This window comes from Streptomyces sp. SCPE 10 (assembly GCF_051980735.1).
Taxonomy (GTDB): domain Bacteria; phylum Actinomycetota; class Actinomycetes; order Streptomycetales; family Streptomycetaceae; genus Streptomyces; species Streptomyces misionensis.
Genome location: NZ_CP197069.1, coordinates 1,974,352 through 1,992,290, shown reverse-complemented (window position 1 = coordinate 1,992,290; position 17,939 = coordinate 1,974,352). Strand labels below are relative to the sequence as shown.

Annotated in this window: 18 protein-coding genes; 7 read left to right on the top strand and 11 right to left on the bottom strand. The window is 73.0% G+C overall.

From position 1 onward, the window contains the following. The first annotated feature begins 42 nt into the window (after positions 1-42). Positions 43-1,095, top strand: coding sequence for an aminotransferase class V-fold PLP-dependent enzyme (locus ACSP97_RS09370; protein ID WP_355153303.1), 1,053 nt, complete (start codon positions 43-45; stop codon positions 1,093-1,095). A 64-nt stretch (positions 1,096-1,159) separates the two neighbouring features. Here ACSP97_RS09370 and thpD read toward each other — a convergent pair whose 3' ends face one another. The 5 genes from thpD to ACSP97_RS09345 all read right to left on the bottom strand — a co-directional run bounded on the left by thpD (position 1,160) and on the right by ACSP97_RS09345 (position 5,766). Next, a complete protein-coding gene (gene thpD, locus ACSP97_RS09365; protein WP_355153301.1) occupies positions 1,160-2,053 on the bottom strand; it encodes an ectoine hydroxylase in 894 nt (297 codons plus the stop codon). 6 nt (positions 2,054-2,059) lie between these two features. After that, complete coding sequence (locus tag ACSP97_RS09360; protein ID WP_070025367.1) at positions 2,060-2,464, bottom strand: ectoine synthase; 405 nt, start codon at positions 2,462-2,464, stop codon at positions 2,060-2,062. A gap of 31 nt (positions 2,465-2,495) precedes the next feature. After that, positions 2,496-3,767: a diaminobutyrate--2-oxoglutarate transaminase gene (gene ectB / locus ACSP97_RS09355; protein WP_074991978.1), complete on the bottom strand. Its 1,272-nt coding sequence runs from the start codon at positions 3,765-3,767 to the stop codon at positions 2,496-2,498. A gap of 13 nt (positions 3,768-3,780) precedes the next feature. Beyond that, positions 3,781-4,299, bottom strand: coding sequence for a diaminobutyrate acetyltransferase (ectA, locus tag ACSP97_RS09350; protein ID WP_355153300.1), 519 nt, complete (start codon positions 4,297-4,299; stop codon positions 3,781-3,783). 366 nt (positions 4,300-4,665) lie between these two features. Then, the gene (locus ACSP97_RS09345) at positions 4,666-5,766 is read right to left on the bottom strand and encodes an aminotransferase class V-fold PLP-dependent enzyme (RefSeq protein ID WP_440558386.1); all 1,101 of its coding nucleotides are present in this window, start codon (positions 5,764-5,766) and stop codon (positions 4,666-4,668) included. Between the two features lie 197 nt (positions 5,767-5,963). Here ACSP97_RS09345 and ACSP97_RS09340 point away from each other — a divergent pair, with 197 nt between their 5' ends. The 5 genes from ACSP97_RS09340 (at position 5,964) to ACSP97_RS09320 (ending at position 10,658) form a co-directional block, all read left to right on the top strand. Then, the gene (locus ACSP97_RS09340; RefSeq protein WP_440557109.1) at positions 5,964-6,806 is read left to right on the top strand and encodes a basic amino acid ABC transporter substrate-binding protein; all 843 of its coding nucleotides are present in this window, start codon (positions 5,964-5,966) and stop codon (positions 6,804-6,806) included. Positions 6,807-6,810: 4 nt separating this feature from the next. Next, on the top strand, positions 6,811-7,644 hold the full coding sequence (locus ACSP97_RS09335) for an amino acid ABC transporter permease (RefSeq protein ID WP_355153297.1): 834 nt from the start codon (positions 6,811-6,813) through the stop codon (positions 7,642-7,644). Beyond that, positions 7,641-8,435: an amino acid ABC transporter ATP-binding protein gene (locus ACSP97_RS09330; RefSeq protein ID WP_440557108.1), complete on the top strand. Its 795-nt coding sequence runs from the start codon at positions 7,641-7,643 to the stop codon at positions 8,433-8,435. The genes ACSP97_RS09335 and ACSP97_RS09330 overlap by 4 nt, the downstream gene beginning before the upstream one ends. Before the next feature lie 70 nt (positions 8,436-8,505). Next, positions 8,506-9,597, top strand: a complete 1,092-nt coding sequence (locus ACSP97_RS09325) for an amidohydrolase family protein (RefSeq protein WP_355153294.1) — start codon at positions 8,506-8,508, stop codon at positions 9,595-9,597. Positions 9,598-9,722: 125 nt separating this feature from the next. Next, on the top strand, positions 9,723-10,658 hold the full coding sequence (locus tag ACSP97_RS09320; protein ID WP_440557107.1) for an SCO1860 family LAETG-anchored protein: 936 nt from the start codon (positions 9,723-9,725) through the stop codon (positions 10,656-10,658). A gap of 113 nt (positions 10,659-10,771) precedes the next feature. Here the strand turns inward: ACSP97_RS09320 and cobC are convergent, their stop codons facing one another. From cobC to cobM, 6 genes are read right to left on the bottom strand one after another with little or no spacing between them, the layout of a single operon-like run. Continuing rightward, complete coding sequence (cobC, locus tag ACSP97_RS09315; protein WP_355533119.1) at positions 10,772-11,827, bottom strand: Rv2231c family pyridoxal phosphate-dependent protein CobC; 1,056 nt, start codon at positions 11,825-11,827, stop codon at positions 10,772-10,774. Continuing rightward, positions 11,817-12,725 carry a sirohydrochlorin chelatase gene (locus tag ACSP97_RS09310; RefSeq protein ID WP_440557105.1) on the bottom strand — a complete coding sequence of 303 codons (909 nt, stop codon included), beginning with the start codon at positions 12,723-12,725 and terminating at the stop codon, positions 11,817-11,819. The genes cobC and ACSP97_RS09310 overlap by 11 nt, the downstream gene beginning before the upstream one ends. Beyond that, on the bottom strand, positions 12,722-13,309 hold the full coding sequence (locus ACSP97_RS09305; protein WP_355153286.1) for a precorrin-8X methylmutase: 588 nt from the start codon (positions 13,307-13,309) through the stop codon (positions 12,722-12,724). Before ACSP97_RS09305 ends, ACSP97_RS09310 begins: the two co-directional genes overlap by 4 nt. Further along, positions 13,306-15,003, bottom strand: a complete 1,698-nt coding sequence (gene cobJ / locus ACSP97_RS09300) for a precorrin-3B C(17)-methyltransferase (RefSeq protein ID WP_440557099.1) — start codon at positions 15,001-15,003, stop codon at positions 13,306-13,308. The genes ACSP97_RS09305 and cobJ overlap by 4 nt, the downstream gene beginning before the upstream one ends. After that, on the bottom strand, positions 15,000-16,238 hold the full coding sequence (gene cbiE / locus ACSP97_RS09295) for a precorrin-6y C5,15-methyltransferase (decarboxylating) subunit CbiE (RefSeq protein WP_440557097.1): 1,239 nt from the start codon (positions 16,236-16,238) through the stop codon (positions 15,000-15,002). The genes cobJ and cbiE overlap by 4 nt, the downstream gene beginning before the upstream one ends. Beyond that, the gene (gene cobM / locus ACSP97_RS09290) at positions 16,235-17,077 is read right to left on the bottom strand and encodes a precorrin-4 C(11)-methyltransferase (protein ID WP_358276180.1); all 843 of its coding nucleotides are present in this window, start codon (positions 17,075-17,077) and stop codon (positions 16,235-16,237) included. The genes cbiE and cobM overlap by 4 nt, the downstream gene beginning before the upstream one ends. A 119-nt stretch (positions 17,078-17,196) precedes the next feature. On the opposite strand from cobM, the gene ACSP97_RS09285 reads away from it, so the two are divergent. Further along, positions 17,197-17,928, top strand: a complete 732-nt coding sequence (locus tag ACSP97_RS09285; protein ID WP_355153279.1) for a ZIP family metal transporter — start codon at positions 17,197-17,199, stop codon at positions 17,926-17,928. Positions 17,929-17,939 lie beyond the last annotated feature (11 nt).

The window sequence follows — 17,939 nt, the reverse complement described above, 5'->3', positions numbered from 1 at the left end:
GGCGCAATGGACGGGGCCCGCGCGGGCCCGCACAGTGGGCTCATGGAGACCTTCGAGAGCCTCGTCCGCGCCGAGTTCCGCCCGAAGAACACCTATCTGAACACCGCGACCAGCGGCCTGCTCCCGGCCCGCACCGTCACCGCCCTGCGGGAGGCGGCGGAGCTGCGGGCCGAGGGGCGGCCGCTGGACCCGCTGTTCGAGAACGTCGAGCACGCCCGGGCCGCCTTCGCCCGCCTCGCCGGGGTCCCGGTCACCCGGGTGGCGGCCGGTCCGTCCGTCGCCGCCCAGACCGGTCTGATCGCGGCCGCGCTGCCCGCGGGCGCCGAAGTCCTCACCGCCGAGGACGAGTTCACCTCGGTGGTGAACCCCTTCCATGTGCGCGGCGACCTCAAGGTGCGCGCGGTGCCGCTGGAGCGGCTCGCGGAGTCCGTGCGGCCCGGCACCGCGCTGGTCGCGGTGAGCGCCGCCCAGTCCGCCGACGGCCGGATCGCCGACCTGCCCGCGCTGCGCGAGGCGGCCCGCACCCATGGCGCGCGCACCTACGTCGACTTCTCCCAGGCCGCCGGCTGGCTGCCCGTGGACGCGGACGACCACGACTACACGGTGGCGACCACCTTCAAGTGGCTGCTCGGCCCGCACGGGGCGGCCTTCCTCGTGGTCCCGGAGGACTTCGGCGAGCTGACCCCGCTGCTCGCGGGCTGGGTCGCGGCCGAGCAGCCGTGGGACAGCTGCTACGGACCGGTCGCCGAACTCGCCCACTCCGCCCGCCGGTTCGACGTCAGCCCCGGCCTGTTCACCTACACCGGGGTGTACAGCTCGCTCACCCTGTTCGAGGAGCTGGGCGTGGCCGCCGTGCACGCGCACGACCTGGCCCTCGCCGACCGCTTCCGGCGCGGGCTCGCCGGGCTCGGACACGAGCCGCTGCCCGCCCCCGGCTCGGCGATCGTCTCCGTGCCCGGACTCGGCGGCAGGCAGCCGGAGCTGAGCCGGGCCGGCATCGAGGTCTCCAACCGGGCGGGCAACCTGCGCGCGTCCTTCCACCTGTACAACACGGCGGCGGACGTGGACCGGCTGCTCGACGTGCTGGCCGGCTGAGACATGGCCGGGCCGGGGCCGCCCGTCCCACACGCGGCGGCCCCGGCCCGGTGATCGAAGGCGCCTACCGCACCGGGGTGAAGTCGCGCGCGCCGATGAACTCGGGCCGGCGCACCGGCGCCGCGAACGGCTCCACCGCCGCGTTCTCCACGCTGTTGAACACGATGAAGACGTTGCTGCGCGGGTACGGCGTGATGTTGTCGCCGGAGCCGTGCATGCAGTTGCAGTCGAACCAGGTCGCCGAGCCCGGCTTGCCGGTGAACAGCCGGATGCCGTACTCGCCCGCCAGCTTGGTCAGCGCCTCGTCGGACGGGGTGCCCGCGTCCTGCATCTGGAGCGACTTCTTGTAGTTGTCCTTGGGCGTCTCACCGGCACAGCCCAGGAACGTCCGGTGCGAGCCCGGCATGATCATCAGGCCGCCGTTGGTGTCGTAGTTCTCGGTCAGCGCGATCGAGACGGACACCGTGCGCATGTTCGGCAGCCCGTCCTCGGCGTGCCAGGTCTCGAAGTCCGAGTGCCAGTAGAAGCCGCTCGCCCCGAAGCCCGGCTTCACATTGATCCGGGACTGGTGGACGTACACGTCGGAGCCGAGGATCTGCCGGGCCCGGCCGACCACCCGCTCGTCGCGCACCAGGTTCGCGAATACCTCGCTGATCCGGTGCACCTCGAAGACCGAGCGGATCTCCTGGGACTTCGGCTCCACGATGGAGCGCTCGTCGAAGCGGATCGCCGGGTCGGCGACCAGCCGGTCCAGCTCGCGGCGGTAGACCTCGACCTCGTCCGGGCCGATCAGCTGGTCGACGGCGAGGAAGCCGTCACGCTCGTACGCCTGGAGGTCGGCCGCCGCGATCGGTCCCGGCGTGTCGGGGGAGCCCCAGACGACCGGGTCCTGGCGCGGCACGGTCACCTCGGCGCTGCCACGGGTCGGGTAGAGGTCCTTCACAGTGGCGGTGGTCATGGGTCCTCACACCTCCTCGGGCTCGGTGAGCAGCGGGTACACCCCGTTCTCGTCGTGGTCCTCCCGCCCGGTCACCGGCGGGTTGAACACGCAGATGCAGTGGAAGTCCTCCTTGACGCGCAGCGTGTGCCGCTCGTGCCCGTCCAGGAGGTACATGGTGCCGGGCGTGATGGTGTACGTCTTCCCGGTCTCGCGGTCGGTCAGCTCGGCCTCGCCCTTGGTGCAGACGACGGCCTCGATGTGGTTGGCGTACCACATCTGCGTCTCGGTGCCCGCGTACAGGATGGTCTCGTGCACGGAGAAGCCGACCCGCTCCTTGGCCAGGACGATGCGCTTGCTCTCCCAGGTGCCCGACTTGGACTTGATGTGCCGGTCGGTGCCTTCGATGTCCTTGAACGATCGGACGATCACGGTGGTGCTTCCTCCTGGTAGGCGTTGCGGTTCAGGCGGTTTCCCGGACGGCGCGGGCGAGGACGCTGAGCCCCTCGTCCAGTTCGTCCGGGGTGATGGTCAGGGCCGGCAGCAGCTTGACGACCTCGCTCTCCGGCCCTGAGGTCTCGATGAGCAGGCCGAGTTCGAAGGCCCGCCGGGCGACGCGCGCGGCACGGTCCTTGGCGTGGAACTCCAGGCCCCACACCAGCCCGCGCCCGCGGTACTCCTTCACATCGGCGAGGTTCTCCTCGGTGATGGAGATCAGCGCCTGCTCGACCTGCTCGCCGCGGGTGCGGGTCTGCTTCTCCATGGCCGAGCCGTCGGTCCAGTAGGTCTCCAGGGCGGCGGTGGCGGTGACGAAGGCGGGGTTGTTGCCGCGGAAGGTGCCGTTGTGTTCGCCCGGTTCCCAGACGTCCAGTTCGGGCCGGAACAGGCACAGTGACATCGGCAGGCCGTAGCCGCTGATCGATTTGGAGACCGTGACGATGTCCGGGGTGATGCCGGACTCCTCGAAGGAGAAGAAGGCGCCGGTGCGGCCGCAGCCCATCTGGATGTCGTCGACGATGAGCAGCATGTCCTGCCGCTCGCACAGCTCCTTGAGGGCGCGCAGCCACTCGGGCCGGGCGACGTTGATGCCGCCCTCGCCCTGCACGGTCTCGACGATCACCGCGGCGGGCTTGTTCAGGCCGGAGCCCTGGTCCTCCAGGAGCCGTTCGAACCACAGGAAGTCCGGGACGGTGCCGTCGAAGTAGTTGTCGAACGGCATCGGGGTGCCGTGGACCAGCGGGATGCCGGCGCCGGCCCGCTTGAAGGCGTTGCCGGTCACGGCGAGCGAGCCGAGCGACATGCCGTGGAAGGCGTTGGTGAAGGAGACGATCGCCTCGCGGCCCTTGACCTTGCGGGCCAGCTTCAGTGCCGACTCGACGGCGTTGGTGCCGGTCGGGCCCGGGAACATGACCTTGTAGGGCAGATCGCGCGGGCGCAGCACCAGGTCCTGGAAGGTCTGGAGGAACGAGCGCTTGGCCGTGGTCGACATGTCCAGGCCGTGGGTGATCCCGTCCCGGGACAGGTAGTCGATCAGCGCCCGTTTGAGCACGGGGTTGTTGTGGCCGTAGTTGAGTGATCCGGCGCCGGCGAAGAAGTCGAGGTACGCGTGGCCGTCCTCGTCGTAGAGCCGGCTGCCCTGCGCGCGGTCGAACACGGTGGGCCAGCCGCGGCAGTAGCTGCGCACCTCGGACTCGAGGGTCTCGAAGACGCTGAGGTCGGGCTGGGTGATGGTCACGGTGATTCGCTCCTCAGTGGGCGGGGGTCTCGGTCAACGGGCCGATCCGGTAGAGCACTTCGGGGTCGTGCGGGCCGTCCGGGAACAGCTCGGCCGGGAACAGCACCTCGCGGGCGAGGGGTGCTCCGTGCCGCTCGGCGAACGAGGTGAAGAGCCGTTCGGAGGCGGTGTTGCCGGGGGTGATGGTGGTCTCGACGTCGGTGATGCCGCGCTCGGCGATGAGGCGCGCGGTCAGCCCGTCCAGCAGCGCGGCGGCGATGCCGTGGCCGCGGTGGGCGGAGTCCACGGCGACCTGCCAGACGAGCAGGGTGCGGGGGCGGTCGGGGCGTATGTAGCCGGTGACGAAACCGACGGGTGTGCCGTCCGCACCGCGCGCCACCGCCGAGGTGCCGGCGAAGTCCCGGCACCACAGCAGATAGCTGTAGGACGAGTTGAGATCGAGGGTTTTCGAGTCCTTGGCGAGACGCCAGAGCGCGGCTCCGTCCGCCGTCGCCGGTCGGTCGATGAGCAGGTCTGCGGGTGCGGCAGTCATGCGGCACGAATTTAGCGATGCGAATTAAGAAATGCACGACCGCGACTGTGGTGTCGCCAGGGCGGGCGTGCAAAATGCCCGAGTTATCCCACGTCAAAGTGGGACAAAGTTACTTCATTGTGGAGTGTGTCACACCCCGGAAACCGTCGGAAACGTTCCGGAAAACTGCCCCGTTTAGCTTCACGGAAAGCGGGCAGAAGAAGATGGGAAGCTGCCGTCCGGTAAATTGGCGAGAATTGTGAAAATAAATTGAATTCAGGCTTCGGTGGTTTCGTCGATTTGTTTGCGAGGGATATTCGCGTGCCCCTGGGACACGACGACGGCCCGCGCCGTGCGGCGCGGGCCGTCGTCTGCGCGGACCGGTGGCTACCGCCAGGCCCGCTCCGCGGCCCGGCGCGCGTCGTCCGTGTGCACGGCGGCGCCCTGCTCGGCGAGGGCCGCGCCCAGGGCGGCCAGGCAGGCGTCCACCGCCTCCGGGGTGGCGTCGGGGCCGTAGTGGTTGACCCGGATCATCTCCTTGGCCAGGGCGCCACCGCCCGCGGCCAGCGGCAGCGCGGGGTCGGCGGCCAGGGCGTGCGCCACCAGCTCGGAGGCGGCCAGGGAGGACGGCACGCGCAGGGTCGTCGCCACCGGGGCCGCGTCCGCCGCCTCGTGGACGTACGGCTCCAGACCGCCGCCGAGGGCCAGCGCGCCCGCCCGGGTGGCGCGCGCCGCGCCGCGGTGGCGGGCCATCACCGTCTCCAGGCCGTCCGCCTCGATCCGCTCCAGGCACGCGTCCAGCGCCAGCATCTCCAGCTGCGCCGGGGCGTGCGGCAGCGCCGTGCGGCCGGCGTCCAGCCAGCGCTCCTTCCAGTCCAGCAGGGAGAGGTAGGAGCGGCGCGGCGCGTTCGGGTTCGCCGCCATCCGGGCCCAGGCCCGCTCGCTCACCGAGATCGCCGACACGCCCGCCGGCCCGCCCATCGCCTTCTGCGCGCCGATCACGCACAGGTCCACGCCCCAGGCGTCCGGCAGCACCGGCTCGGCCCCGACGGAGGCGACCGCGTCCAGGTAGAAGAGGGCGCCCTGCCGCCGCACCGCCTCGCCGATCTCCGCGACCGGGTTGGTGTTGCCGGTCGCCGCCTCCGCGTGCACCAGGGAGACGAAGTCGATCTCCGGGTGCTCGGCGAACGCGGCGCTGATCTGCTCCGCCCGCACCGCCGTGTGGAAGGGGACCGAGATGTCGTACACCGTGGCACCGGCGTCGCGCAGCCAGTTGCCGAAGGTCTGGCCGTAGGGGCCGGTGATCACGTTCAGCGCCACCGTGCCCGGACCGGCCGCCGCGCGGATGGCGCCCTCCAGCGGCAGCAGCGCCTCGCCCTGTGTGATCAGCACGTCCTGCCGGGTGTCCAGCAGCCAGGCCACCCGGTCCTCGATGGCGGCGAAGCGCTGCGCGGTCAGCGGGGGCAGATCGAGGAAGGGGTGGGTCACGTCGGTGCTCTCTTCGCTCACAGGAGTCCACGGGGGCCGACCGGGAGGTGGCCGAGACGAGCGTAACTCCAGGCCCGAACCGCCCACCGACCAGTTGGTTCTTAGGTCCGGCGGTCTCTTGGCCATGGGTTTGTTTTGAGCACCCCAAACATCTCCTTATAATCGGAACCTCTCATTCCCCCCACAGGAGACTCCCCATGAAAACCCTCCTCGGACGCCGGACCCGCCTTCTGGCCGCCACCACCGCGACCGCCGGCCTCGTCCTCGTCGCAGCGGGCTGCTCCTCCGGTGACTCGGGGGGCGGCAAGACCACGGCCGGCGGCGTCCACCTCGCCCGGGCCGGAAAGCTGACCACCTGCACCCACCTGCCCTACCCGCCGTTCCAGTCGGTGATCGGCGGCAAGGTGCAGGGCTTCGACGTCTCCCTGATCGACCTGGTCGCCAAGGACCTCGGCGTCAAGCAGCAGATCATGGACACGCCGTTCGAGAACTTCAAGACGGGTGCCTTCCTGAACTCCGGCCAGTGCGACCTGGCCGCCGCGGGCATGACGATCACCGCCGAGCGCGCGAAGAACGTCGACTTCTCCGACCCGTACTTCGAGGCCACCCAGGCCGTCCTGGTCGCCAAGAACAGCGGGATCACCTCGCTGGCGGGCGCCAAGGGCAAGAAGGTCGGCGCGCAGGCGCAGACCACCGGCGAGGACTTCGCCAAGAAGAAGGGCCTCGACCCGGTCTCCTTCGCCTCCTCCGACGCGGTCCTCAACGGCCTGCGCACCGGCCAGGTCCAGGCCGTCGTCATCGACTACCCGGTGGTGCAGGGCTGGCTGAAGGACAAGGCCAACGCGGACAAGTTCAAGATCGTCGACAATCTGAAGACCGGCGAGCAGTACGGCTTCACGGTCAAGAAGGGCAACAAGCCCCTGCTGAACGCCATCAACAAGGCGCTCAAGGACGCCAAGGCCGACGGCACCTACAAGAAGATCTACGAGAAGTGGATCGGCCCGTACGACTCCTCCGTCGCCTCCCCGGCCGGTTCCTGACCCCATGGCCGACACGGACACCGCAATCCAGCCCAAGCGCACCGGGCTGACCCGTACCCAGAAGCGCCGGATCTCGCGCGGCGCCCAGTACGCCGTCCTCGTCGCCGCGGTGATCGCCTTCGTGGTCTCCGCGGACTGGGGGCGGCTGCAGAACCAGTTCGCGCAGCCCGCCATCGCCAAGCAGCTGTTCCCCGAGCTGATCACGGTGGCCCTGAAGAACACCGTGCTGTACACGCTGTCCGGGTTCGTCGTCGGCCTGGCCCTCGGCATGGTCATCGCCCTGATGCGGCTGTCCTCCGTGGGGCCCTACCGCTGGCTGGCCGGCATCTACATCGAGATCTTCCGCGGCCTGCCCGCGCTGCTGATCTTCATCTTCGTCGGCGTCGGCGTGCCCCTGGCCTTCCCGGACGTGCAGTACCCGGGCGGGACGTACGGCAAGGTCGCCGTCGCGCTCGGCCTGGTCTCCGCCGCCTACATGGCGGAGACGATCCGCGCGGGCATCCAGGCGGTGCCCAAGGGGCAGATGGAGGCGGCCCGCTCGCTCGGCTTCTCGCCCGCGCGCGCCATGGTCTCCATCGTGCTGCCGCAGGCCTTCCGGATCATCCTGCCGCCGCTGACCAACGAACTCGTGCTGCTCTTCAAGGACTCCTCGCTGGTGCTGTTCCTCGGCGTCACCCTGGAACAGCGCGAACTGTCCAAGTTCGGCAACGACCTGGCCAGCCAGACCGCCAACTCCACGCCCATCCTGGTCGCGGGCCTGTGCTATCTGCTGATCACGATCCCGCTGAGCCTCGTCGTGCGCCGTATGGAAGCCAAGTCCCTGAGGGAGATCAGGTGAGCCGCCCCGAGATCAGCGTCCGGGACCTGCACAAGTCCTTCGGCGACAACCAGGTGCTGCGCGGCATCGACCTGGAGATCGGCCAGGGCGAGGTCGTCTGCGTCATCGGCCCCTCCGGCTCCGGCAAGTCCACGCTGCTGCGCTGTGTGAACCTGCTGGAGGAGCCCACCAAGGGCCGGGTCTTCGTGGGCGGCACCGAGGTGACCGACCTGGACGTCGACATCGACGCGGTGCGCCGCCGCATCGGCATGGTCTTCCAGCAGTTCAACCTGTTCCCGCACCTCAGCGTCACCGAGAACCTCACGCTGCCCCAGCGCCGGGTGCTGAGGCGGGACAAGGCGCAGGCCGCGCGGATCGCCGCGGAGAACCTGGCCCGTGTCGGCCTCGCGGAGAAGGCGGACGCCTACCCCGCGTCCCTCTCCGGCGGCCAGCAGCAGCGCGTGGCCATCGCCCGCGCCCTCGCGATGGGCCCCGAGGTGATGCTCTTCGACGAGCCGACCTCCGCGCTCGACCCGGAGCTGGTCGGCGACGTCCTCGCCGTGATGCGCGGGCTCGCCCGCGAGGGCATGACGATGATGGTCGTCACCCACGAGATGACCTTCGCCCGGGAGGTCGCCGACCGGGTCGTCTTCATGGACGGCGGGGTGATCGTCGAGGACGGCCGCCCCGACCAGGTCATCGGCGCGCCCCGGCACGAGCGCACCCGCCACTTCCTCTCCCGCCTCCTCGACCCGGCGATGGCCGAGGTCGAGGAGGATGTCCCGGACCAGGGGGGAACCGGCGGGGTGTAGCACTCCAGGGTCTTTCGATCGGGTCAGGGGAGCCCGGCCCGACCCGAACGAGAGGCCCTAAGGTGCCGGTATGAGCGATCAGCCGGTGTTGCATGTGAAGGGCAGGGTCCTCGTCGGACCGGAGGACGTACGCGACGAGTTGTGGGTGGTCGGCGGCCGGGTGTCGTTCGACCGCCCGGCCGGGGCCCGGGACGTCCGGACCGTCGCGGGCTGGGCGCTGCCCGGCCTGGTCGACGCCCACTGCCATGTGGGTCTCGGCGCGGAGGGCCCGGTCGACGCGGAGACCGCGGAGAAGCAGGCGCTGACCGACCGGGAGGCGGGCACCCTGCTGCTGCGGGACGCCGGCTCGCCCTCCGACACCCGCTGGATCGACGACCGCGAGGACCTGCCGAAGATCATCCGGGCCGGCCGGCACATCGCCCGCACCCGCCGCTACATCCGCAACTACGCGTGGGAGATCGAGCCGGAGGACCTGGTCGCCTATGTCGCCCAGGAGGCCCGGCGCGGTGACGGCTGGGTCAAGCTGGTCGGCGACTGGATCGACCGCGACCTCGGCGACCTCGCCCCCTGCTGGCCCCGCGAGGCGGCCCGGGCCGCGATCGAGGAGGCGCACCGGCTCGGCGCCCGGGTCACCGCGCACTGCTTCGCCGAGAACTCCCTGCGCGATCTGGTCGAGGCGGGCATCGACTGCATCGAGCACGCCACCGGACTGACCGAGGACCTGATCCCGCTGTTCGCCGAGCGGGGTGTGGCCATCGTCCCCACGCTCGTCAACATCGCCACGTTCCCGCGGCTCGCGGCGGGCGGCGACACCAAGTACCCGCGCTGGTCCGCCCATATGCGACGGCTGCACGAGCGGCGCTACGACACCGTGCGCGGCGCCTACGACGCCGGCATACCGGTGTTCGTCGGCACGGACGCCGGCGGTTCGCTGCCCCACGGCCTGGTCGCGGCGGAGGTCGCCGAGCTGGTGCGGGCGGGCATCCCCCGCCTCGACGCGCTCGCGGCGACCAGCTGGTCGGCCCGGGAGTGGCTGGGCCGGCCCGGTCTGGAGGAGGGGGCGCCGGCCGACCTCGTGGTGTACGACGAGGACCCCCGGGCGGACATCGGTGTGCTGGCGACACCGCGCCGGGTGGTCGTCGACGGGAACGTGTATTCCTGAGGTATCGAAGGAGTGTGCGGAATTTCCCCTTTGGAGTGAAGTGGCCCGGGAGCGCTGACCGTTCACCCACACGGCGTACAAGGTTGACGGGTCCCAAGCTTGTTCCCTCTGGGGGGTCCCACACCGTGAACAGCAACACCTTCCGCACGCCCGGCCGCCGTCTCGCCGCGGCGGCGACCGTCACCGCCCTGGCCGCCGCGCCCGCGCTCCTCGGCGCGGGCGCCGCGCACGCGACCGGCGGCACCGGTCACGCCTCCGCCACCGTGCTGCGCACCGGCCTCGACGTGTCCCTGCTCGACAAGTCGGTCGACGTCCCGCTGGCGGTCTCGCTCAACGAGGTCCGGGCGCCGCACAGCGCCGACCGCACGGCCCTGTCCGCCCGTCTGGACGGAGTGGCAGGCGGCAAGCCCTTCACCGTCCTCGGCGCGGACGTCGCCCAGGCGAAGGCCACGGTGACCGACCGGCGGGCCGAGGGCTCGGTCCGGGTCGTCAACGCGCGGCTGCACGTGCCCGGCCTGCCCGCGCCGGCCCTGATCGAGGTCGGCACGGTCACCGCCCGGGCCACCTGCGAGGTGGGCGGGACGCCGACCGCCGCCGCGGACGTCCTCGGCGCGGTCACCGTGCTCGGCCGGCGCGTCACGCTCACCGCGGGCGGCACGACCGAGGTCAAGGTGCCCGGCGTGGGCGAGGTCCGCCTCGACCTCGCCCAGCGCGCCACCACGACGCGTGCTGCCGCGGCGACCGCCCTGCAACTGAAGGTTTCCGTCAACCCGTTGAAGCTCAACGTCGCCGACGTCGAGGGCACGGTCACGCTCGCCGAGGCCACCTGCGACTCCCCGCCGGCGCCCGCCCCGAGCCACCCGGCCCCGAGCCACCACCCCTCCGGCACCACGTCGCACGCGGCCCCCGTCTCCGACACGAAACCCCAGGGCGGCAGCACCGGGACCGACCTGGCCGAGACCGGGGGGAACCCGGCGACGCCGTACATCGCGGCCGGCGCGGTGGTCTTGCTGGCGGCGGGCGGGGGAGCGGTGCTGGTGGCACGGCGAAGGAAGAACTGAGCGTGCTGCGCGGCCCTTCGGCCCCGGCGACCGGCCGAGGTCCGTAACGGCCTCCGGACCCTTCCGGTGCCCGCGGTGCCGGGAGGGGGCGGGACCGCGGGCGCGCCGTCCCGTCAGGGGAGGGCGGCCGACAGGGCGGTCAGGAAGGCGTCCGTCGTGGGGCGGTCCCGGACGGCCAGGCGTATCCAGTCCTCGCCCAGGCCGGGGAAAGTGTCTCCGCGGCGCACGGCGTAGCCGAGGTCGCGCAGCCGGCGCCGTACGGCCGCCGCCCCCGGCACGCGGACCAGGACGAAGGGGCCCTCGGCCGGGCCGGTCACCGAGACGCCCCGGTCGGCGAGCGCGGTCAGGCCCGCCACCAGGTGGGCGCGGTCCGCCGCGACGCGGTGCGCCGCATGGCCCGCCTCGGCCAGGGCCTGGGGCGTCATGCACGCCTCGGCGGCGGTCAGCGCCGGGGTCGACACCGGCCACAGCGGCTGGGCCCGCTCCAGGGCCGTGACGATCTCCGGGGCGGCCAGGACGTAACCGATGCGCAGCCCGGCCAGCCCCCAGGTCTTGGTCAGGCTGCGCAGCACGATCAGACCGGGCACGTCCGTCCGTCCGGCCAGCGCCTCCCGCTCGCCGGGCACCGCGTCCATGAACGCCTCGTCGACCACCAGGTACCGGCCGGGCCGGGCGAGCCGGCCGATCACCCCGGCCGGGTGGAGCACCGACGTCGGGTTGGTCGGATTGCCGATCACCACCAGGTCGGCGTCCTCGGGCACCGCCGCGGGGTCCAGCCGGAAGCCGTCCCGCGGCCGCAGGAGCACCCGTTCCACCGTGTGCCCGGCATCCCGCAGCGCCGCTTCCGGCTCGGTGAACTGCGGATGCACCACGACCGGCCGGCGCACCCCGAGGGCGCGGGCGAGCAGCACGAACGCCTCCGCCGCGCCCGCCGTCAACAGCACGTGCCCGTCCGGCAGTCCGTGCCGCGCCGCCACCGCGGCCCGCGCGGCCCGCCCGTCCGGGTAGGCCGCGAGGGACGACAGCGACCCGGCGATCCGGGCCCGCAGCCACTGTGGAGGGGTGTCGGACCGCACGTTGACCGCCAGGTCGACCAGTGCCGCGCCGTCGTCCCGGACCTCGGCGTCCCCGTGGTGCCGCAGGTCAGGCCCGCGATCGTCAGTGCGCATGGCTGTGCGTGTGCCCGCCGTGGTGGTGACCGTGTCCGTGCCCGTCGTCGTCCGGGTGGAAGTGCGGCTGCTGCGGCAGCCCCACCTTGTCCTCGAAGCCCGGCAGCGCGATCCGGTACACGCACGAGTCGCAGTTCATCCGCAGATCGCCCGCGACGGCCTCCTCGTACCGTTCGAGCACCAGGTCGAGCAGCTCCGGCTCGGGCCCGATCACGTCGGCCGAGCGCACCTCGACGTCGGGGTGCGCGGCCGCCCACTCCTCGGTCTGCCGCCGCACCCGGTCCGGCAGGATGCCGGTGAACAGGAAGTAGGGCAGCACGACGATCTTCCGCGCTCCCAGCCGCGCGCACCGGTCCAGGCCGCTCGGCACGTCCGGCGCCGCCAGCGACACGAACGCCGTCTCCACGCCCGCGTACCCCCGGCCCTCCCACAGCAGCCGCGCCGCCTTGAACACCTCCGCGTTGGCGTCCGGGTCGGTGGAACCGCGGCCCACCAGCAGCACGGTCACCTCCGCCCGGTCCCGGCCGCCGGTCGCCTCGTCCAGGCGCCGCTCCAGGACCTTCAGCAGCGCCGGGTGCGGGCCCAGCGGACGGCCGTAGGTGTACGAGATCCCCGGGTGCCGCTCCTTCTCCCGGGCCAGCGCGGCCGGGATGTCGCCCTTGGCGTGCCCGGCGGACACCAGCATCAGCGGGACGGCGGCGAACCGGCGCACGCCCCGCTCCACCAGGTCGGCCACGGCGTCGCCCAGCGGCGGCGGGGACAGCTCGATGAAGCCGCCCGCGACGGGCAGGTCCGGACGGCGGCGGCCCAGTTCCTCGACGAAGGCGCGGAACGCCTCGGCTCCGGCGTCGTCACGGGTGCCGTGGCCGGCGATCAGCAGGGCGGGCGGGGTGGTCACAGGGTCTCCTCGGACGGTATCGGGTGGTACAGCAGGGCGTTGAGCGCGGCGGCGGCGACCGCCGAGCCGCCCTTCTCGGACACGTTGCTCACGGCGGGCAGCCCGCTCGCGCGCAGCGCGGCCTTGGACTCGGCCGCACCGACGAAGCCGACGGGCAGGCCGATGACGAGCGCGGGCGAGGCGTCCAGGGTGAGCAGTTCCTCCAGGGCGGTCGGCGCGCAGCCGATCACCCACAGGGCGCCGGGACCCACCTCCTCGTAGGCGAGCCGCACGGCGTGCGCGGAGCGCGTGAGCCCCGGTCCCGACCGGGCGTCCTTCAGCCGGCACACGGTACGGCGCCGGGTGATGCCGGCCGCGACCATCTCCACGTCCACGACGACCGGCGCCCCGGCGTGCAGCGCGGCATGCGCCGGGACCAGGTCCGCCTCCGCCAGGACGAGGTCGTTCGCGTACTCCAGGTCGGCGGCGGAGTGGATGACCCGCTCCACCACCGCCCGGGTCAGCGGCGGGAAGTGCGAGGTGTCCAGGCGGGCCCGCAGCCGCCGGAAGGACTCCTGCTCGATGGGGTGCACGATCCGGTTCACCGGGCCTCCTCCCGCGCCGGGCCGCTCTGCCAGCGGTAGCCGCGCGGGGTCACCATCCGCCCGGCGACCGTGCGGGACGCGGTGTTGCCCACGGTGACGACCGTCATCATGTCGACCGTCGCCGGGTCGAGCCCGGCCAGTGTGGTGACCCGGCTCGACTCGTCCGGCCGGGAGGCGTTGCGCACGACGCCGACGGGCGTCGTCGGCTCCCGGTGCCCGGCGAGGATCGCGAGCGCCTTCGGCAACTGCCAGTCGCGGCCCCGCGAACGCGGGTTGTAGAAGGTGACCACGAGATCCGCCTCGGCCGCCGCCCGCACCCGCCGTTCGATGACCTCCCACGGCGTGTGCAGGTCGGAGAGGCTGATCGAGACATGGTCGTGGCCGAGCGGCGCGCCCAGGATCGCGGCGGCGGCCAGCGCGGCCGTCACCCCGGGCACTCCCACCACGTCGATGTCGTCCGAGGCCTCGGCGAGCGCGGGCGAGGCCATGGCGTACACGCCCGCGTCCCCGCTGCCGATCAGCGCCACCGCGTGCCCCCGCCGGGCCTCCGCGACCGCCGTGCGGGCCCGCTCCTCCTCGGCGCCGAGCCCCGACTCCAGTACCCGGGTGCCGGGCCGCAGCAGATCGCGGACCTGGTCCACGTACTGGTCGAGCCCGACCAGCACCGAGGCCCGCCGCAGCTCGGCCGCCGCGCGCGGGGTCAGCAGGTCGCGGGCACCCGGCCCGAGCCCGACCACCGCGAGCCGCCCGCGGCCCGGACGCCGCGCCACGGCACAGGTCGCCATCGCCGGGGAGGCGTCCGACTTCCGCTTGGGGACCAGGAGTTCACCGCCGCGCAGCAGGGCCGCCGCCTCGGCGACCGACGGGGTGCCGACGGCCGCGAGCGGGGCGTCGGAGGGGTTGGGCACCTCGACCGCCGCCAGTTCCCCCGCGGAGTACGTCACCACGGGCACCCCCAGCCGTTCGGCGGCGCCCAGGATGCCGGGCTCGTCCGCCTTGGCGTCCACGGTGGCGAGTTCGGCGACCGACTTCGCGGACAGCCCCGCCTCCCGGAGCGCGCCCTCGACCAGCGCCAGGACCTCCTCCACCGGCGCCCCCCTGGACGCGCCGACGCCGACCACCAGGGACGGCGGCCGCAACAGCACCTCGCGCTCGCCCGGCCGGACGTCCCGGTCGGTGACGCGGACGGTGTACGACCCCTGCGCCGAGCAGGGCAGCGGGGGCAGCGGCCAGGCCAACTCCTGCTCCAGCACCACCGGTTCACCGTCCAGCAGCGCCCGGGAGACGGCGGCGACCGCGCCCTCGCAGGGCAGGCCGAGGGTGTCCAGACCGGCCAGCCCCGCCGCGTCCGTCGCGGTGGTCACCACCGGCTCGGCGCCCAGCAACCCGCCCACCTCGCGGGCCAGTTCATTGGCGCCGCCACCGTGCCCGCCGAGCAGCGACACCGCGAACCGGCCGCCCTCGTCCACGCAGACCACGCCCGGGTCGGTCGCCTTGTCGCCGAGCAGCGGCGCGAGCAGCCGTACCGTCGCACCCGTGGCCAGGAAGCACACCAGCTGCTCGCACTCGGCGAACGCGGCCCGCACCGCCGGTCCCACGGCACCCTCGTACACCCGCGTACGGTCCGGCCAGGCCGCGGCCAGCCGGTCCCGTGCCGCCGCCCCCGCCGCGGTGGCGGAAATCAGGCCGATCACTGGTCAACTCCTCGATTGGATACGGGGCTTCTGACGCCCCACAGCAGAAACACCGGGTTGGTGGCCGCGAGCCGGGTCACCCCGCCCGGCAGCGGGGCCAGCCGCGAGGACTGGAGCAGCACCCCGTCGCAGCCGAGCCCGGCGGCGGTCAGCGCCTCGCGGGCCGCCGGCACCCGGTCCAGGGCGGCCATGGCCACGACCACGGCCCGCCGCGCGCGCGGCGCGCACGCCCGGATCACGGCGGGCAGTTCACGCCCCCCGCCGCCGATGAACACGGCGTCCGGGTCCGGTGCGAGCCCGTCGAGCGCGTCCGGCGCGGTGCCGTGCACCACGTCCACCTCGACACCGTGGGCGCGGGCGTTCTCCCGGATCCGGGCCACCCCGTCCGCGCTCTTCTCCACGGCGACGACGGCCGCGCCGAGCCGGGCGCACTCCACCGCCACCGATCCGGACCCGGCGCCCACGTCCCACACCAGGTCGCCGAGGCGCGGTCCGAGCCGGGCCAGGGCGAGCGCGCGCACCTCGAACTTGGTGATCATCGAGTCGCGGTGGGCGAACTCCGTCTCCTGAAGCGCCCAGCGGGCCGGACCGGCGGGCACCCCGGCGACGGTGCGCGGGGGACCCGGTGCCGAGGGCTCCGCCAGGCACAGCACCACGCTCACCGACGTACCCCAGTCCCGGACCGCCGCCTGCGCGGGCGTCACCCGCTCCACGCGTTCCCGCTCCGGATCGCCCAGCGCGGTGGCCACCACGAGGGTCCGGTCGCGGCCGGTGAGCGCGGCGCCCAGTTCGGCCGGTCCCGCGCCCGGGCCGGTGAGGACGGCGACCTTCGGACGCGCGCGGCAGACGTTCACGGCGGTGCGCAGATCCCTGCCGTGCGCACTGACTACCACCGCGTCGTCCCAGGGCAGCCCGAGCCGGGCGAACGCCGTGGCCACCGAGGAGACCCCGGGGCGCACCGACAGCCGCTCGGCACCGAAGCGCTCGGCCAGCACCCGCACGATCCCGAAGAACCCCGGGTCCCCGGAGGCCAGCACCAGCACCGGCAGCTCCTTCTCGACGTACGCGGCGATGGTGTCCAGAGCGGGTGCCAGCGGGCCCAGCACGACCCGCTGGGCCCCGACGGGCAGCCGGGCCGCGTCCAGGTGCCGCCGCCCGCCGACGACGAGCGCGGCGCCCGCCGCGACGTCCTCGGGCGGCGGCGTCCCCGTCCCCGTGCCGACGACCGTGATCACCTGCCCGCCCCTCGCTCCCGCAGCTCCCGCCGGGCCGCCGGGTCCGCCTTGCGGAAGCCGTGGAAGTGACCCGGGTGGTAGAGGTGCGAGCGGGTGCCGTGCGCGTCCAGCGCCGGACCCACCAGGAACAGCGTGTGCTTCCAGAGCTTGTGCTCCTTGACCGTCTCCTCCAGCGTGCCGATCGTGCACCGCACGACCAGCTCCTCCGGCCACGTCGCCTGATGGGCGACGATCACCGGGGTCGTCGTCGGATAGCCGCCCTCCAGCAGCTCCCGCACCAGCTGCCCGCTGCGCGCCGCGGACAGGAAGACCGCCATCGTGGTGCCGTGCCGGGCGAACTCGCGCACCTCCTCGCCGGGCGGCATCGGCGTCTTGCCGCCACCGAGCCGGGTGAGGACGACGGACTGCGCGACCTCGGGGATGGTCAGCTCGCGCCCCGCGAGGGCCGCCACCGCCGAGAACGACGAGACGCCGGGGACGATCTCCGTCGCGATGCCCAGCTCCGCGCACCGGTCCAGCTGCTCCTGCGTGCCGCCCCACAGCGCCGGGTCGCCGGAGTGGATCCGCGCCACCTTCAGGCCCTCGGCGTGCGCCCGCCGGTAGACGGCCACGACCTCCTCCAGGGACATCGTCGCCGAGTCCAGGATCTCCGCGTCCGCGCGCGCGTGCTCCAGCACCTCGGCCTGGACCAGGCTGGCCGCCCAGATCACCACGTCCGCCGCCGCGATCGCGCGCGCGGCACGGAACGTCAGCAGGTCGGCGGCGCCGGGTCCGGCACCGACGAAGGTCACCTTGCCGAGGGGTGTCCCGGCGGGCGTGTCTGTGGGGGCGTCGGCCATCGGAAAGGTCCTCTCATACGGAAAGCACACGGCAGTAGCGGGGTGAAATGTCAGGATGCAAGGCGATATGCGAGGTGCTCGATGTGCGCGAAGGCGCCTTCATCGGATAGCAAGTGCCTATGGCGGTCTTCGTCGCGCTCGGCGCGTTCCTGATGACGCTGGCCGGCGGCTGGACGGCACAGCGGGTGACCGACCGTCGGCATCTCGTCCTCGGACTCGCCGGCGGCCTCATGCTGGGCGTGGTCGGCCTGGACCTGCTGCCGGAGGCACTGCGCGCCGCCGACCGCGAGATCTTCGGCGTACCCGCCGCCCTGCTGCTGTTCGTGACCGGCTTCCTGCTGGCCCACCTCGTGGAACGCACCCTCGCCGCACGCCAGGCCGCCCACGGCGGGGACGAGCACGACCATCACCGGGCGCCCGAGGTCGGCCTCACGGCGGCCGGCGCCATGGTGGGCCACAGCGCCATGGACGGCGTGGCGATCGGCGCGGCCTTCCAGGTCGGCGGCGGCATGGGCACCGCCGTCGCGCTCGCCGTGATCGCCCACGACTTCGCCGACGGCTTCAACACCTTCACCATCACCAGCCTGTACGGCAACGCCCGCCGCCGTGCCCTCGGCATGCTGCTCGCCGACGCCTGCGCCCCTTTGGTCGGCGCGCTGTCCACCGTCTTCTTCCACATCCCCGAAGCGGTGCTCGGCGGCTATCTCGGCCTCTTCGGCGGCGTGCTGCTCTACCTCGCCGCCGCCGAGATCCTGCCCGAGGCCCACCACGAGCACCCGGCCCGCTCCACCCTGCTGTGCACGGTCGTCGGCGCGGCCTTCATCTGGCTGGTGGTCGGCATCTCCGGCTGACCGCACCGGCC

Bases quoted from the DNA above. Each gene is read 5' to 3' on its own strand.
- cobM (WP_358276180.1), bottom strand. From the start codon at position 17,077: ATGGCCGACGCCCCCACAGACACGCCCGCCGGGACACCCCTCGGCAAG.
- thpD (WP_355153301.1), bottom strand. From the start codon at position 2,053: ATGACCACCGCCACTGTGAAGGACCTCTACCCGACCCGTGGCAGCGCC.
- cobC (WP_355533119.1), bottom strand. From the start codon at position 11,827: ATGCGCACTGACGATCGCGGGCCTGACCTGCGGCACCACGGGGACGCC.
- ectA (WP_355153300.1), bottom strand. From the start codon at position 4,299: ATGACTGCCGCACCCGCAGACCTGCTCATCGACCGACCGGCGACGGCG.
- ACSP97_RS09325 (WP_355153294.1), top strand. From the start codon at position 8,506: ATGAGCGATCAGCCGGTGTTGCATGTGAAGGGCAGGGTCCTCGTCGGA.
- ACSP97_RS09340 (WP_440557109.1), top strand. From the start codon at position 5,964: ATGAAAACCCTCCTCGGACGCCGGACCCGCCTTCTGGCCGCCACCACC.
- ACSP97_RS09335 (WP_355153297.1), top strand. From the start codon at position 6,811: ATGGCCGACACGGACACCGCAATCCAGCCCAAGCGCACCGGGCTGACC.
- ACSP97_RS09285 (WP_355153279.1), top strand. From the start codon at position 17,197: ATGGCGGTCTTCGTCGCGCTCGGCGCGTTCCTGATGACGCTGGCCGGC.
- ACSP97_RS09370 (WP_355153303.1), top strand. From the start codon at position 43: ATGGAGACCTTCGAGAGCCTCGTCCGCGCCGAGTTCCGCCCGAAGAAC.